Raw genomic sequence first — 15,166 nt, forward strand, 5'->3', positions numbered from 1 at the left:
TTGATCAGCTTGCAAAGGTTGTTTTAATGGTATTTAGCAACTGATTGGTTGAGCTGTCAAACGGCTGCGCCTGTTGTGGCGATAATTCTTGCGTTGATACCAAGGCATCAAAAACGGCATTAGCCATTACTTTACCCACTTCAACTCCCCACTGGTCAAATGGGTTAATCTGCCAAATGACTGACATAACAAACACTTTGTGTTCATACAGCGCAATCAATGACCCTAACGTTCTTGGGGTCAGCTGTTTAAGTAGAATGGTTGTTGACGGCTGATTGCCGCGATAATGTTTGAATTTATCCATACCATTATTGCTGTCTTTGATGGCAGCATTGCCAAACGCCAGCACTTGGCTTTGCGCTAAGCAGTTGGCAAGCGAAAGCCCATGCTGCTCAAGCAAGTTTTTATTGATTGTTTGGGCATCTGCGTAGCGTTTGATTGGGGCAATAAAATCACAACTGACTGCCTGTGTGCCTTGATGCAGCAACTGATAAAACGCATGCTGAGCATTGGAGCCAATATCACCCCACAAAATCGGACAAGTACTGTAAACCACTGCCTCACCTTGGCGATTGACGGATTTACCGTTACTCTCCATTTCAAGCTGGGTTAAGTAGTTGGGAAAAAAAGATAACCGACCATCATAAGGTAAAACCGTATGGGCGTTAATATGCAAAAACGTACTATTCCAAACACCGAGTAGCCCTAACAACACAGGCATGTTTTGAGCAAAATCGGCGGTAGCAAAATGCCGATCCATCTCATAGGCACCTGCTAGCAGCTCATAGAAATTGTGCATGCCAATTTTTATGGCAATCGCCAGTCCAATCACCGACCACATGGAGAATCGACCCCCAACCCAATCCCAGAGCATTAGTTGGTTATCGACATGGATACCCCATTCTGTCATCTTATCGGCTTTGGTAGAAATCCCAATAAAATGACGACGCAAAATAGTGGCTTTGTTATCATGACTGGCTAACAACCACGACATCGCCGTCTTGGCATTGGACAGCGTATCAATGGTGGAGAAAGATTTTGACGAGATAATAAATAGCGTGGTTTGCGGATTTAATACCTTAAGCAAACTATCGAGCTGGGTGCCATCCATATTGGAGACAAAATGCACACTGATAGGGGTATCTGTCCATTCTTTTAGTGCCGTTGTTGCCATCACTGGCCCTAGATCTGAGCCGCCGACCCCGATATTCACGACATCGGTGATTGCCTGACCAGAATAACCACGCCAGACCCCATTACGAATCCGCTCAACCAACTTTTCCGCTTTTTGTAGGCTGGTATGTACCTGCTCAATGACATTGACACCTTCGACCCAAACTTGCTCACCTTGCGGCTGTCTTAACGCGGTATGCAATGCCGGACGATGCTCAGTATCGTTCACGATTTCGCCTGTCATCAGCCGATGGATTTCTTGCGCTAATTCACGCTCATTTGCCAGGGTGATTAAATTACTGAGCACCGCTTCATCAATTTTTTGTTTACTAAAATCCATGATCATGTCGCACGTGGCAACGCGGTACTGTAAGCCGCGATTGGATTGCTGGCTAAACAGTTGATTAAGCGTGGCCATACTATCTGCCTGGGTAGACAGTGTTTGCCATGTACGATTCGCACTTGTATCGGTTGACATTCGTCTATGACCCTATATTAATTTGCTGTATGTTGAAACGCTTCAATACCCAATTGGGTGGCAAAATACCCCACAGCTTGTAAGTAGCTATTCATGTCACCTGCATCAAAGCTGTTACCCACCATGCTAACCACGTCTACCCCTTGTGTGCTAATAAGCGCGTCAATGGCATCGGTCAGCTGAATTTCCCCACCCACACTTGGCTGCGTGTTCGCTAGATACTCAAAAATAGCATTATTAAATACATAGCGCCCAACGACAGCTAAGTTAGAGGGCGCGTCCTCAGCTTTGGGTTTTTCCACAAAACCCGTCACAGCAAATGACTGGTTCTGTTCAGACTTTGCTACCATTTGTGTGCTGGCTAACTTGGCAATGCCATATTTATGAATATCACTTTCTTTGACAGGATCAACCAATATCTGTGAATGCTGCTGCTTGGCAAACTGCTGTAGCATGTAGGCTAAATTCTGCTGAGTATAGTCAGTGTTATAAGGGTTTAAAATCACATCCGGTAACAGCACAGCAAAGGGTTCTTCACCTACAATGGCACGGGCTTGCAATACCGCATGCCCTAATCCTAACGGTTTGCCTTGGCGCACACTGGTAACCGTGACCCCTGCAGGTAGCCAGTTTAAACTATCTGCTAGCGCCGCTTTACCTTTACCGCGTAACTGGGTATCAAGCTCGCTATTGATGTCAAAATAGTTTTCAATGGCAGTTTTTTGCGCATGATTGACCAAAACAATATTGGTTAAACCTGCGGCAATCGCTTCTTCAACGACATATTGAATGGCAGGCTTATTGCCAAGCGGTAGTAACTCTTTTGGCACTGCTTTTGATAGTGGTAACATACGCGTGCCAAACCCTGCCACAGGAATAACAGCGTGAGTGATTTTTGTCGACATATTAACTCTTAATAAGATAAGTTGTTCAAATAGTTTATATCAAGCTTAACATATTTTTATGGCAAATATTTTATCTGCCCGAATATTTTAAACGCATTATTAACATTGATTGAGGGTATTTTGCTAACACCAGTGTTTGCTAACACCAGCGGATAATAAAAAAGCAGATAACCCAATGATTATCTGCTCTTGATTAGTCAAAATAGCGGATGATTACCAACCAGTGGCTTCTTTTACTTTTTCACCGATTTTTGAAGGGTCACGGGTATAAGCAATACCAGCCTCTTCAAAGGCTTTGAATTTTTCTTCCGCTGTACCTTTACCACCTGAGATAATCGCACCGGCATGTCCCATACGTTTACCTTTTGGTGCTGTGACACCTGCGATATAACCAATAACGGGTTTAGTCACGTGGTCTTTGACGTATGCAGCCGCTTCTTCTTCAGCCGTACCACCGATTTCACCGATCAATACAATCGCTTCGGTTTGTGGGTCATCTTGAAGCAATTTCAATGCGTCGATTTGGTTCATACCTGGGATTGGGTCACCACCGATACCGATACAGGTTGATTGACCAAAGCCAAGTTTAGTGGTTTGAGCCACCGCTTCATAAGTCAATGTACCAGAACGTGAGATGATACCGACTTTACCTTCTTGGTGAATGTGACCTGGCATGATACCGATTTTGCATTTACCTGGGCTGATGACGCCTGGACAGTTTGGACCTACCATACGGATGATTTCTTCGCCCTTGGCTTGTAGGTCAGCGTTGACGTTTTCTAGGTAACGTTTGGCTTTTAGCATATCTAGTGTAGGTACGCCTTCGGTGATGACTACAATCAATTTTACGCCAGAGTTAATCGCTTCAACGATTGAGTCCAATACAAATGGTGCTGGTACAAAGATAACCGAGGCATTGGCACCCGTTGCTGTTACTGCTTCATCCATGGTATCGAATACTGGACGATCAAGGTGGGTTGTACCGCCTTTACCTGGGGTAACACCGCCAACGATGTTGGTACCATAAGCAATTGATTGCTCTGAGTGTAGAGTACCGTTTTTACCTGTGAAACCTTGCACTAATACTTTAGTGTCTTTTCCAACTAATACGCTCATTGTTTTTCCTTTTACTTTTTATGTTTGATTTAAACGATTAACCAGTAGGGCACATAGCCCTACTCGCTCATACCTATACTTTCTTCATTAGGCATTATTAACCGCATCAACAATTTTTTGACCGGCTTCAGAAAGACCTTCAGCAGGAATTAATTTAAGACCTGAATCACGTAGGATTTGCGCACCTTTTTCAGCGTTGTTACCTTCAAGACGCACAACCACAGGTACGGTGACGTTAACTTCTTTCACCGCTTCGATAATTGCTTCAGCAATCATGTCACAACGTACGATACCACCGAAAATATTGATGAGTACGCCTTGGACTGATTTGTCTTCAAGAATCAATTTGAACGCTTCAACCACACGTTCTTTGGTCGCACCGCCGCCTACATCTAGGAAGTTAGCAGGTTGACCGCCATATAGTTTGATGATGTCCATGGTTGCCATTGCAAGACCGGCGCCATTCACCATACAGCCGATGTTACCTTCAAGCGCAACATAGTTTAGGTCAAATTCTGAGGCTTTTAATTCACGCTCATTTTCTTGTGATTTGTCACGTTGTTCAGCGACTTTTGGTAGACGATAAAGGGCATTTGAGTCGATACCGATTTTGGCGTCAACACAGGCTAATTCGCCAGATTTACGAACCGCTAATGGATTGATTTCAAACAACGCAAAGTCATTTTCCGTAAAGGCTTTATAAGCCCCTGTCATCAATTTGGCAAATTCGTTGATTTGCTTGTCTTTTAGACCTAGTTTGAAAGCCACTTCACGAGCTTGGCTAGGTTGTAAGCCTACCAGTGGGTCAACTTCTACTTTCAAGATTTTTTCTGGGGTTTCTTCGGCAACTTTTTCAATTTCAACACCGCCTTCAGTTGACGCCATGAATACCACACGACGGGCTGAACGGTCTACGACTGCACCTAAGTACAATTCAGTTGCGATTGGATACATGTCTTCGGCGATAAGTACGCTGTTAACAGGTTGACCGTTGGCGTCAGTTTGGTAAGTTACCAAGTTTTTACCAATCAATTCTTCAGCAATTTGTTTGGCTTCTTCACGCGTTTTAGCGATTTTTACGCCACCCGCTTTACCACGCCCACCGGCATGTACTTGGGCTTTAACAACCACGGCACCGGCGTTGCCTGCCATTTTGTCAAACGCTGCGGCGGCTTCGTCGCCATTTTTAGCGATGATACCTTCTTGTACTGGCAATCCATAGCTTTTTAATAATTCTTTGGCTTGATACTCATGTAAATTCATGAATTTATCCTCTCGGTTTTGGTTTACATTGTTTTAAAATTATTTTTGAATATTGTGTTCAACAGTGAGCTAACATGTTTGATAATCTAGTTAGCTCACCTACTTTATCCAAACTATTGACCCATAAACTAATTAGCCCATTTACTTGTAAACTAAGTTACTTAGAACTGGGTTATTTGCGCTTACGTTGAATCGCATGAATCGCACGACCATCCGCTGATAGCACCGCCTCATGTACTGCTTCAGAAATGGTTGGGTGAGCAAACGTCATCAACTGCAAGTCTTCAATACTTGACACAAATTCCATCGCAATCATGCCTTGATGAACGATATCGCCTGCACCCGCTGACACGACATGCATACCCAGTAAACGATCCGTTTTGGCATCGGCGACCACTTTGATGAAGCCTTGGCCTTCACCAGCGGCTAACGCACGGCCATTGGCCGCTAGGCTGAATTGACCTGTTTTGACTTCATGACCTTTCTCTTTGGCTTGTTCTTCAGTCAAGCCCACCCATGCAATTTCTGGGTGTGTGTAAATCACGCTAATAATGGTGTCATAATTGACTTGAACTTTTTCACCATGAATGCGTTCCACTGCCATCATGCCTTCTTCCATCGCTTTGTGTGCTAGCATTGGACCACGCACCAAGTCACCGATTGCATAGACGCCATCAAGGTTGGTTTGACAGAAATCATTCACCGCTACTAAACCACGTTCAGTAAGCTCTACCCCTGAATTTTCACCAAGCAGGTTTTCTTTATAAGCACGGCGACCCACACAAACGATGAGTTTATCGAAGGTTTCTTGTCCTGCTTGACCTTTTGCGTCAAACGATACCACTACCTGACCGTTTTCTACTTGAGCCTGAGTGACTTTGGTATCAATACGGATATCCATGCCTTGGGCTTTTAGTAGTTTTGCCGCTTCTTTGCTCACGGCTTTGTCAGCCGCTGCTAAAAATTCTGGCATGGCTTCAAATACCACGACTTCACTACCTAAACGGCGCCATACCGAACCCAGTTCAAGACCAATCACACCACCGCCAATGACGCCTAGACGTGCGGGTACTTCGGTAAAGTCTAAGGCACCGGTTGAATCAACGATATATTCGTTATCAATCGGGGCAACAGGGATATCAATGGGCACAGAACCAGACGCTAAAATCACATTTTTAGCGGTAATAGTTGTAGGCGCAGAACCATCTAATGGGGTGAATTCAACTTGTTTAGCCGCACCTCTACCATCAAGTAATTTACCTGTACCTTGTAGCCAGTCAGCACCGTTACCTTTTAATAACGCAGCCACACCACCGGTTAATTGTTTAACGATAGCGTCTTTACGACTTAACATTTTGCTGATGTCAATCGCCACTTCACCTGTGGTGATACCGTGGTCGGCTAAGTCATGCTTGGTTGCTTCATAACGATGTGAACTGTCTAGTAATGCTTTTGAAGGAATACAACCGACATTCAAACAGGTACCGCCTAACGCTGGCTCACCTTTATTAATACGTTTTTCGATACAAGCCACGCTCATACCTAATTGGCCTGCACGGATAGCTGCTTCATAGCCACCAGGGCCACCACCGATAATTACCAAATCATAGCTTTCTTTCATAATCTTCACCAAAAATTTGAGTTGTTATTGTTAAAGTTGTTAAACAAAAAAGCCTGTATCAACCTTTGCCAATACAGGCTTTTTTCATTATAAATCGAGAAGTAGCATCGCTGGGTTTTCAACCAATTCTTTGATAGTGACCAAGAATTGTACAGCTTCTTTACCGTCAATTAAACGGTGGTCATACGACAATGCCAAGTACATCATTGGTAGAATTACCACTTCGCCATTAACAGCCATTGGGCGTTCTTTTGTCGCATGCATACCCAAAATCGCTGTTTGTGGTGGATTGATGATTGGGGTTGACATCAATGAGCCAAATACACCACCATTGGTAATGGTGAAAGTACCACCCGTCATGTCTTCAATGCCTAATTTACCTTCACGCGCTTTTGATGCATAGTTACCAATCGCACGTTCGATATCTGCCATACCCATTTGGTCAGTGTCACGTAATACCGGCACCACAAGACCACGGTCGCTCGATACCGCAACACCTACATCATAATAACCATGATAAACGATATCGCTGCCATCAATAGAGGCATTTACCGCTGGGAAACGTTTTAACGCTTCAGTGGCGGCTTTTACAAACAATGACATAAAGCCTAGTTTTACACCGTGACGTTTTTCAAAACGCTCTTTGAACTCACTACGTAAGTCCATGATGGGTTTCATGTTCACTTCATTAAATGTCGTCAACATTGCAGTTTCTTGGGTAGCGGCTAACAGACGCTCAGCAACACGGGCGCGTAAACGCGTCATTGGCACACGTTTGTCTGCACGTTGACCGACTGCATTGGCGACCACTTGACCGTTGTCTGCTTTAATTGCATTGTTGGCTTTTAAGGTTGGGTTTGCCATGTCTTCTTTGGTGACACGACCGCCACGGCCTGAACCTTCAACGTCTGCAGGATTAACGCCTGTGGTATTCGCTGCTTTACGAACCGCTGGGCTTTGGTCTTTATAATCTGCTTCAGCAGTCGCTTGAGCGGTAGGCGCTTGTTGTGCAGCTGCAGGCGCGGCTTCAGCTTGGGCAGCCGGTGCTTGGGTTTCAGAAGGTTGGCTTGCTGGTGCAGCCGCGGTTGCGCCTTCAGTCAGCTCACCGATGACTTCAGCAGAAAGCACTGTGTCATCAACTTGTTTGAGAATTTTGCTAAGCACGCCGTCAGCTTGTGCTACCACTTCCATCACAACTTTATCGGTTTCGATTTCACACAATACAGCGTCACGGCTTACTTGGTCGCCTTCATTAAAATTCCAAGCAACAATTGTACCGTCAGCAACGGATTCTGGGAAAACGGGGACTTTAATCTCACTCATGGAAAACTCCTAGTTAATTTCACATTCTTTCATTTTTAATGGGTTAAATTCATTGTTGTCTTAGCACTCGGCGCAATTGCCTATACCAAAAAACAAGAAGGATTAGTACGCATCTATTGGGTACTAATCCTTTAAAACGCTTAGTCAGTCGCTTGCTTTTCTGCGATTTCCGCTTTAGCTTCTAGCTTATCTTCGGTTGAATCTTCATTCTTTGGCAAACCCAATGCTTCGTTGATAACTTTTTGTTGTTGGGCAACGTGCATTTGCATCGAACCTGCAGCAGGTGCTGCTGATGAAGGGCGAGCTACTGGCTCAAGCAAGTAGGCTTTGGTCGGACGAGTCGCTGGTTTTGGCGGTGCGATCAAACGGAATAAGTGCGGTGCTAGATAGTACCAAGCGCCTTGGTTACGTGGCTCTTCTTGTGTCCAAACAATACCTTCAAGGTTTGGATATTTTGCCACTTCTTCCAAAATACGTGCTTCAGGTAATGGATAAAGCTGCTCGATACGCACAATCGCCACGTGATTGAGACCCAATTCACGACGTTTTTCAAGCAAGTCATAATATACCTTACCGCCACACAACACTAAACGCGTCACTTGGTTATTATCAAGTTGGTCAATCTCTGGAATCACGGTTTGGAACTGACCTTGCGCAAGCTCTTCAAGCGTTGACACTGCCAATTTATGACGTAGCAGTGATTTTGGTGACATCACAATCAGCGGTTTACGCGCTGGCCGAACCACTTGACGACGCAGGGCATGGAAAATCTGTGCCGGGGTTGTCGGCGTAATTACTTGCATGTTGTCTTCGGCACATAGCTGCAAAAAACGCTCTAGGCGCGCTGATGAGTGCTCAGGACCTTGACCTTCATAGCCGTGTGGTAACAGCATGGTCAGACCACATAGACGTTGCCATTTGGTTTCACCTGAAGAAATAAATTGGTCAATAACCACTTGTGCCCCATTGACAAAGTCACCAAACTGCGCTTCCCAAATCACTAGCGCATTGGGTACTGTCGTTGCGTAACCATATTCAAACGCCAACACTGCTTCTTCTGACAACAATGAGTTAAAGGTGTCAAAACGTGCTTGGTTAGGGCTCATGTTGGCAAGCGGTACATACATACTGCCGTCTTTCATGTTGAACAGTTCTGAATGGCGATGTGAGAAAGTACCACGACCCACGTCTTCACCCGTGATACGCACAGGGTAGCCTTCTTCGACCAGTGACGCATAAGCCAAGGTCTCTGCCGCGCCCCAGTTCAATGGCTCTTGGCCGGTTTGCATGGCTTTACGTTGTTCAACCACTTTTTGCACTTGGCGTTGTAGCTCATAGCCTTCCGGAATTTGCGCCATTTTTTCGCCATACGCTTTTAATTGATTGATATCAACGCCCGTATCCCAATTGTCTTCAAGCTTATGCCCAATATAAGGTGTCCAATCTACATACAGCGTTTTATTTGGCTCACGCACGAGTGCGCTAGCAACATATTCGCCTTTATCGAGTGACTCACGGTAGTCATCTTCAAATGCCACAGCTTCTGCTTTGCTAATAACGTTTTCGGCAACCAATTTATTGGCAAATAACTCACGAGTACTTGGCAGTTTTTTGATCACCGAATACATAAGTGGCTGAGTGGCTGAAGGTTCATCCGCTTCATTGTGACCGTTACGACGGTAACAGTACATATCAATCACGATATCTTTATGGAAAGTTTGGCGATAGTCATGGGCAAGCTGCGCCATAAATACTACCGCTTCTGGATCGTCACCGTTTACATGAAAAATCGGTGCGTGTACCATTTTGGCAATGTCGGTACAATATTCAGTTGAACGCGCATCCTCTAAGCGGCTAGTGGTAAAACCCACTTGGTTATTGATAATAATATGCAGCGTACCACCTGTTGAGTAGGCACGGGTTTGTGACATTTGGAAAGTTTCTTGGTTGACACCTTGACCGGCGAACGCGGCGTCACCGTGTACCACGATTGGCAAAACGGCATCACCGGTTTTATCTTGACGGCGTACTTGGCGGGCACGCACTGATCCAATCAATACAGGTGATACAATCTCAAGATGCGAGGGGTTAAATGCCAACGCCAAGTGTGCTTCGCCGCCCGGTGTCATTACGTTAGATGAATAACCATTGTGGTATTTTACGTCACCTGAACCCACGGTCGGTTGTTTTTTACCATCAAACTCATCAAACAAATCTTTAGGGTTTTTACCTAAGATATTTACTAATAAGTTTAAACGTCCACGGTGCGCCATACCGATAACCATTTCTTTGGTTCCGTTTTCACCTGCACGCTGAATTATCTCATTGACCATCGGGATAAAGCTTTCACCACCCTCAAGACCAAAACGTTTTACACCCGTGTATTTACGCGCTAAGTATTTTTCTAACCCTTCCGCTGCTGTCAAACGCTCAAGGATAGATTTACGTTTTTCATTGTCAAATTTGACATAGCCAAGATTTTGTTCTAGGTATTTTTCAATCCAGCGTTTTTCTTTGGCGGTGGTCACATGGAAATATTCTGCACCGATGCTGCTACAATAAACTCGCTCTAACACTTGAATGATTTCACGCAGTGTGGCTTTGTCTTTACCGATATTTAGGTCGCTGACAGGGTAAACAGTGTCTAAATCCGCTTCAGAAAGACCGTAGTAAGCTAAAGTCAACTCTTCAACTTCTGGACGTGGCATCAGTCCTAAGGGATCTAGATTAGCAATACGATGCCCACGACGGCGATAACTGGTAATCAGTTTTTGCACGCCCATTTGGTTGTCCGCAAATTCGCGAATTTCAGAAGGGCTGACGGCGCCTGCAGCTGATTGACCGGTAACTTTGTGGGCAGTGGTGTTGCGAGCTAATAGCAAAAATTGGTCTTGGATAGTATGATGAAGGGCGTTTTTATCATCATCTTTGGCAAACTGCGCAAAGTAAGGAATGTATTTTTCATCAACGCTTTGTGGATCTTGAAGATACTGTTCATAGAGTGATTCAAGATAGACTGCGTTATCTGCTGACAGTTCGGTAAACTGAGCAGATGAGACAGAAGTTTGGTTTTGGTTAGCCATGATTCTTTCTACTGTAGTATTTAAAGGTGGAAATAAAATTTTAGGGAATAGCCTAGCATTTTTATAATTAACAAAAAATTTTGTTAAGGTAATAGTTACCATTCATTTACTAAATATAGCGATTCACGCGGCTTGGCGTGTGGAGAAATGGCTATCAAATGGCAGTAAAAGAAGAGTAATGTGAAAGTTAGTTTTTTCCTTCCTTAGAAAACCTAAATGAATATTCCCTATAGATACCTATCGTATATTATACAAAATTAATGATAATTTATCTCATTCATTAGGCTGAAAAGGTATAAAAAATATTATGATATTTGGATATCATTTATTACTTTCATTAATAGATAGCCAATTACTATGAATTTATCACATCCCAATAAAAAAAGCCCTGTCGATACAGAGCTTTTTTGTCACCAAACTTTGGTACTAACCGGCTTGGTCTAACAGCATGTTACGTAAGTGACCAATCGCTTTGGTAGGATTCAAGCCTTTTGGACAAACCGATACACAGTTCATGATGCCACGGCAACGGAACAAGCTAAATGGGTCGTCCAAACGTGCTAAACGCTCCTGTGTGCTAGTATCACGGCTATCTGCCACAAAGCGGTAGCCATTCAACAACGCAGATGGACCTAAGAACTTGTCTGGGTTCCACCAGAATGATGGACAGCTGGTTGAACAACACGCACATAGAATACATTCATATAGACCGTTTAACTTTTCGCGGTCTTCAGGTGATTGTAGACGTTCAGTCGGTGGCGCTGGCTGGTCATTAATCAAGTACGGATGAACTTTTTCATACTGCTCATAGAATTGATTCATATCTACCACTAAGTCGCGCACGACAGGTAAACCAGGTAGCGGACGTAAAGTAATTTTTTGTGGTAGCGTGTTCATGTTGATAAGACATGATAGACCGTTTTTACCATTGATGTTCATACCGTCAGAGCCACAAATACCTTCACGGCACGAACGGCGGAAACTGATGGTTTCGTCCATTTTTTTCAAACGGACAAGTACGTCTAATAACATACGGTCAGAGTCTAAAAGCTCAATTTGGTATGTCTGCATACGGGGTGCTGCGTCTTTATCTGGATCGTAGCGGAAAATCTCGATGGTGCGAGTACCTCTGCTCATAATGCTAAACTCCACACGTTTATGGTATTGGTTTATAGGGTCTTTACAACAGTCTGCAAAGACCAAAAAATATTAATTAGAATGTACGTACTTTTGGCTCAACATAGTCTACCGTCAGTGGGCTCTTACGAACAGGTTTGTAGATAACACGGTTACCTTCAGAGAACCAAAGGGTATGTTTCATCCATTCGTGGTCATTACGACCAAGCGGGGCATACGCATCATCTGCCGCGCGTTCGTAGTCAACGACAGTGTGTGCGCCACGACATTCTTGACGCAGTGAAGCTGAAATCATTGTCGCTTTGGCAACTTCATAGAGGTTCGCCACTTCAAGCGCTTCAATACGTGCGGTATTAAACACTTGCGATTTATCAGCTAGGTGAAGACTATTGACCTGGCTTTCAAGTGCCAAGATTTTTTGTACACCTTCATTCATGGACGCTTGGGTACGGAATACACCTGCGTGTTGCTGCATGGTACGGCGGATTTCGTCAGCCACATCTTGCGCATTGAGACCTTGCGTAGATTGCTGTAACACATTTAAACGCGCCAAGGTTTTGTCAAGAACACGCGGTGATAATGGCTCATAGTCATGACGGTCAGCGGCGTGGAACTCATCAATGATATGTTGACCCGCTGCACGACCAAATACTACCAAGTCGAGTAATGAGTTAGTACCTAGACGGTTGGCGCCGTGAACCGATACACATGAACATTCACCAATCGCATATAAGCCTTTCACGATTTTTTGCTGGGCGTATAAACCTTCCGCATCCGTACCCGCCTCAAGATCTGGCATGACAACCTGACCATGAATATTGGTTGGGATACCGCCCATTTGGTAATGGATAGTCGGTACAACTGGGATTGGCTCTTTGGTAATGTCAACGTTCGCGAAGTTTTTACCAATTTCATAAACCGATGGTAAACGCTTCATGATGGTATCCACACCTAGGTGCGTCATGTCAAGTACCACGTAATCACCCTGTGGACCACAACCACGACCTTCTTTGATCTCTTGGTCCATTGAGCGTGACACAAAGTCACGCGGTGCCAAGTCTTTTAGGGTTGGCGCATAACGCTCCATAAAAGCTTCGCCATCTTTATTGCGAAGTAACGCACCTTCACCACGACAACCTTCGGTCAATAATACGCCCGCACCTGCGACACCTGTTGGGTGAAATTGCCAAAATTCCATATCTTGTAGTGGAATACCCGCACGCACTGCCATACCGAGACCGTCACCGGTGTTAATAAAGGCATTAGTAGACGCAGCGAAAATACGACCTGCACCCCCCGTTGCTAGCACAGTTGTTTTCGCTTGGAATACCGCAACACGACCTGTTTCTTGCTCCAGCGCGATAACGCCGTTAATGTCGCCTTTGCTATCTTTGACCAAATCAAGCGCAATCCACTCGATAAAAAACTCTGTGCCTTGCTCAAGATTTTTTTGATATAGCGTATGCAATAATGCATGACCTGTACGGTCAGCTGCCGCGCATGCACGTTGCACCGCTTTTTCACCGTAGTTGGCAGTATGTCCGCCAAATGGACGCTGATAAATCGTACCGTCCGCGTTACGGTCAAATGGCATACCCATATGCTCAAGTTCATATACCACTTTTGGTGCTTCGCGGCACATATACTCGATGGCGTCTTGGTCACCTAACCAGTCAGAACCTTTGATGGTGTCATAAAAGTGAAAGTGCCAGTTATCATCACTCATGTTACCCAAACTTGCGCCAATACCACCTTGCGCAGCAACCGTGTGAGAACGCGTTGGGAACACTTTGGTTAATACCGCAACATTCATACCGCCTCGCGCCAATTGTAGCGACGCACGCATACCAGAGCCACCGCCACCAACGATAACCGCATCGAAGGTTAAGGTTTGAATATTGCTAATGGTGTTGTCTTGTTTTGTTGCCATTGCTTTAATTTCCTAAATGATGGTTCGATTTTATCCCCATAAATGCTTAAAAAGCGATAAAGTTAAAATCGATAAATACGTTAACAAAATTTATCTAACAGGATGTTTAGAAGAAAATCATCACGCCCCAAAATAAATAAACCAAGACTGCAAGAATCATGGCAGATTGCAGCACAAAACGTAAACCATTTGACTTAACGTAGTCTGTTAATACAGTCCACATCCCTACCCACGCATGACCCACTAATGCTAGTACCATCAATAGCGTAAATAAGCGCATCGGTAGGCTTAGCATAAAGCCTTGCCATAATGCAAACGTTGGTTGGTGGGTTAAGAACCAGCCCAACATTACCAATGAATAAACTGCCAATACAACCGCACTAATACGTTGTACCACCCAATCGCGAGAGCCTGAGCCTGTTAAACCTGTTGCACTTTTCATTAGAACATCACCCATACAAATGAACCCACAACCCAAAGCGCTGCAAGTACAAAGCCAATGAATGTCGCAGTGCGACCACTGTTTAATTCTTCATTCATGCCCATGTCGGCAAATAAATGTTTGAAACCCATCACAAAATGGTAGCCTAATGCAGCCACAAAGATCCAAGCCAAAAACTTCACCAATGGGTTGGTGAAAATATCTGCAAAGCCTTCAGCACTGGCAAGCGACGTTTGAAAAATCCATAACATCACAGGAATTAAGAGAAATAGCACCACACCAGAAACACGGTGGGTAATTGAAGCCAAAGCAATTGGGTTTTTTGAATTAACATTAATTACTTGGCTTAAAGGAAGGTCAATCGGTCGGTTGCTTTTCACAGCGGGCATCCTTTATTCGCAGTTATAACTTACCTGTGTTATCGCTATGCCAATATCCAAAATATCAAGCACGAACTTCACATCACTTGCAGGATTTGATGAATCACATAGCCTGTCAAATAACAGGTAAATCGAAGATAAGGAATAGCTAGCGTACTTTGGATTATTCACATAGATAGTTATTAGCCGCAAACCTAATCGCATCAAACAATTACCAACTAATAATCGACAAAAAGCCACCCACAACTTACTTTTTAATTTTGTTAAATCACAAAGCTAAAAAGTAAATTATGTTTAGCAAATATTAATAATACA

The 15,166-nt window shown here is 44.2% G+C and carries 11 protein-coding genes; all 11 read right to left on the bottom strand.

The features are described 5' to 3' along the window. Positions 1 to 4: 4 nt before the first annotated feature. Positions 5 to 1,651, bottom strand: a complete 1,647-nt coding sequence (pgi, locus tag ACAM39_RS10145; RefSeq protein WP_369627595.1) for a glucose-6-phosphate isomerase — start codon at positions 1,649 to 1,651, stop codon at positions 5 to 7. Positions 1,652 to 1,668: 17 nt separating this feature from the next. After that, positions 1,669 to 2,556, bottom strand: coding sequence for a UTP--glucose-1-phosphate uridylyltransferase (locus tag ACAM39_RS10150; protein WP_369627596.1), 888 nt, complete (start codon positions 2,554 to 2,556; stop codon positions 1,669 to 1,671). A 213-nt stretch (positions 2,557 to 2,769) separates the two neighbouring features. Then, the gene (sucD, locus tag ACAM39_RS10155) at positions 2,770 to 3,672 is read right to left on the bottom strand and encodes a succinate--CoA ligase subunit alpha (RefSeq protein WP_369627597.1); all 903 of its coding nucleotides are present in this window, start codon (positions 3,670 to 3,672) and stop codon (positions 2,770 to 2,772) included. Positions 3,673 to 3,759: 87 nt separating this feature from the next. Continuing rightward, entirely contained in the window at positions 3,760 to 4,935 is a 1,176-nt protein-coding gene (sucC, locus tag ACAM39_RS10160) for an ADP-forming succinate--CoA ligase subunit beta (protein ID WP_007115062.1), read from the bottom strand. 172 nt (positions 4,936 to 5,107) lie between these two features. Further along, the gene (gene lpdA, locus ACAM39_RS10165; protein WP_369627598.1) at positions 5,108 to 6,556 is read right to left on the bottom strand and encodes a dihydrolipoyl dehydrogenase; all 1,449 of its coding nucleotides are present in this window, start codon (positions 6,554 to 6,556) and stop codon (positions 5,108 to 5,110) included. A gap of 87 nt (positions 6,557 to 6,643) precedes the next feature. Then, positions 6,644 to 7,879 (bottom strand): 2-oxoglutarate dehydrogenase complex dihydrolipoyllysine-residue succinyltransferase, encoded by a 1,236-nt coding sequence (gene odhB / locus ACAM39_RS10170; RefSeq protein ID WP_369627599.1) that lies wholly within the window; start codon positions 7,877 to 7,879, stop codon positions 6,644 to 6,646. A 140-nt stretch (positions 7,880 to 8,019) separates the two neighbouring features. After that, positions 8,020 to 10,962 (bottom strand): 2-oxoglutarate dehydrogenase E1 component, encoded by a 2,943-nt coding sequence (locus tag ACAM39_RS10175; protein ID WP_369627600.1) that lies wholly within the window; start codon positions 10,960 to 10,962, stop codon positions 8,020 to 8,022. Positions 10,963 to 11,388: 426 nt separating this feature from the next. Next, positions 11,389 to 12,099, bottom strand: a complete 711-nt coding sequence (locus ACAM39_RS10180; RefSeq protein WP_007115066.1) for a succinate dehydrogenase iron-sulfur subunit — start codon at positions 12,097 to 12,099, stop codon at positions 11,389 to 11,391. 76 nt (positions 12,100 to 12,175) lie between these two features. Further along, on the bottom strand, positions 12,176 to 14,038 hold the full coding sequence (sdhA, locus tag ACAM39_RS10185) for a succinate dehydrogenase flavoprotein subunit (protein WP_177343775.1): 1,863 nt from the start codon (positions 14,036 to 14,038) through the stop codon (positions 12,176 to 12,178). Positions 14,039 to 14,135: 97 nt separating this feature from the next. Then, positions 14,136 to 14,471, bottom strand: a complete 336-nt coding sequence (gene sdhD / locus ACAM39_RS10190; protein ID WP_369627601.1) for a succinate dehydrogenase, hydrophobic membrane anchor protein — start codon at positions 14,469 to 14,471, stop codon at positions 14,136 to 14,138. Next, entirely contained in the window at positions 14,471 to 14,860 is a 390-nt protein-coding gene (gene sdhC / locus ACAM39_RS10195; protein ID WP_071586266.1) for a succinate dehydrogenase, cytochrome b556 subunit, read from the bottom strand. The genes sdhD and sdhC overlap by 1 nt, the downstream gene beginning before the upstream one ends. Positions 14,861 to 15,166: the final 306 nt, after the last annotated feature.

This window comes from Moraxella sp. K02, assembly GCF_041154755.1.
In the GTDB taxonomy this organism is placed as follows: domain Bacteria; phylum Pseudomonadota; class Gammaproteobacteria; order Pseudomonadales; family Moraxellaceae; genus Faucicola.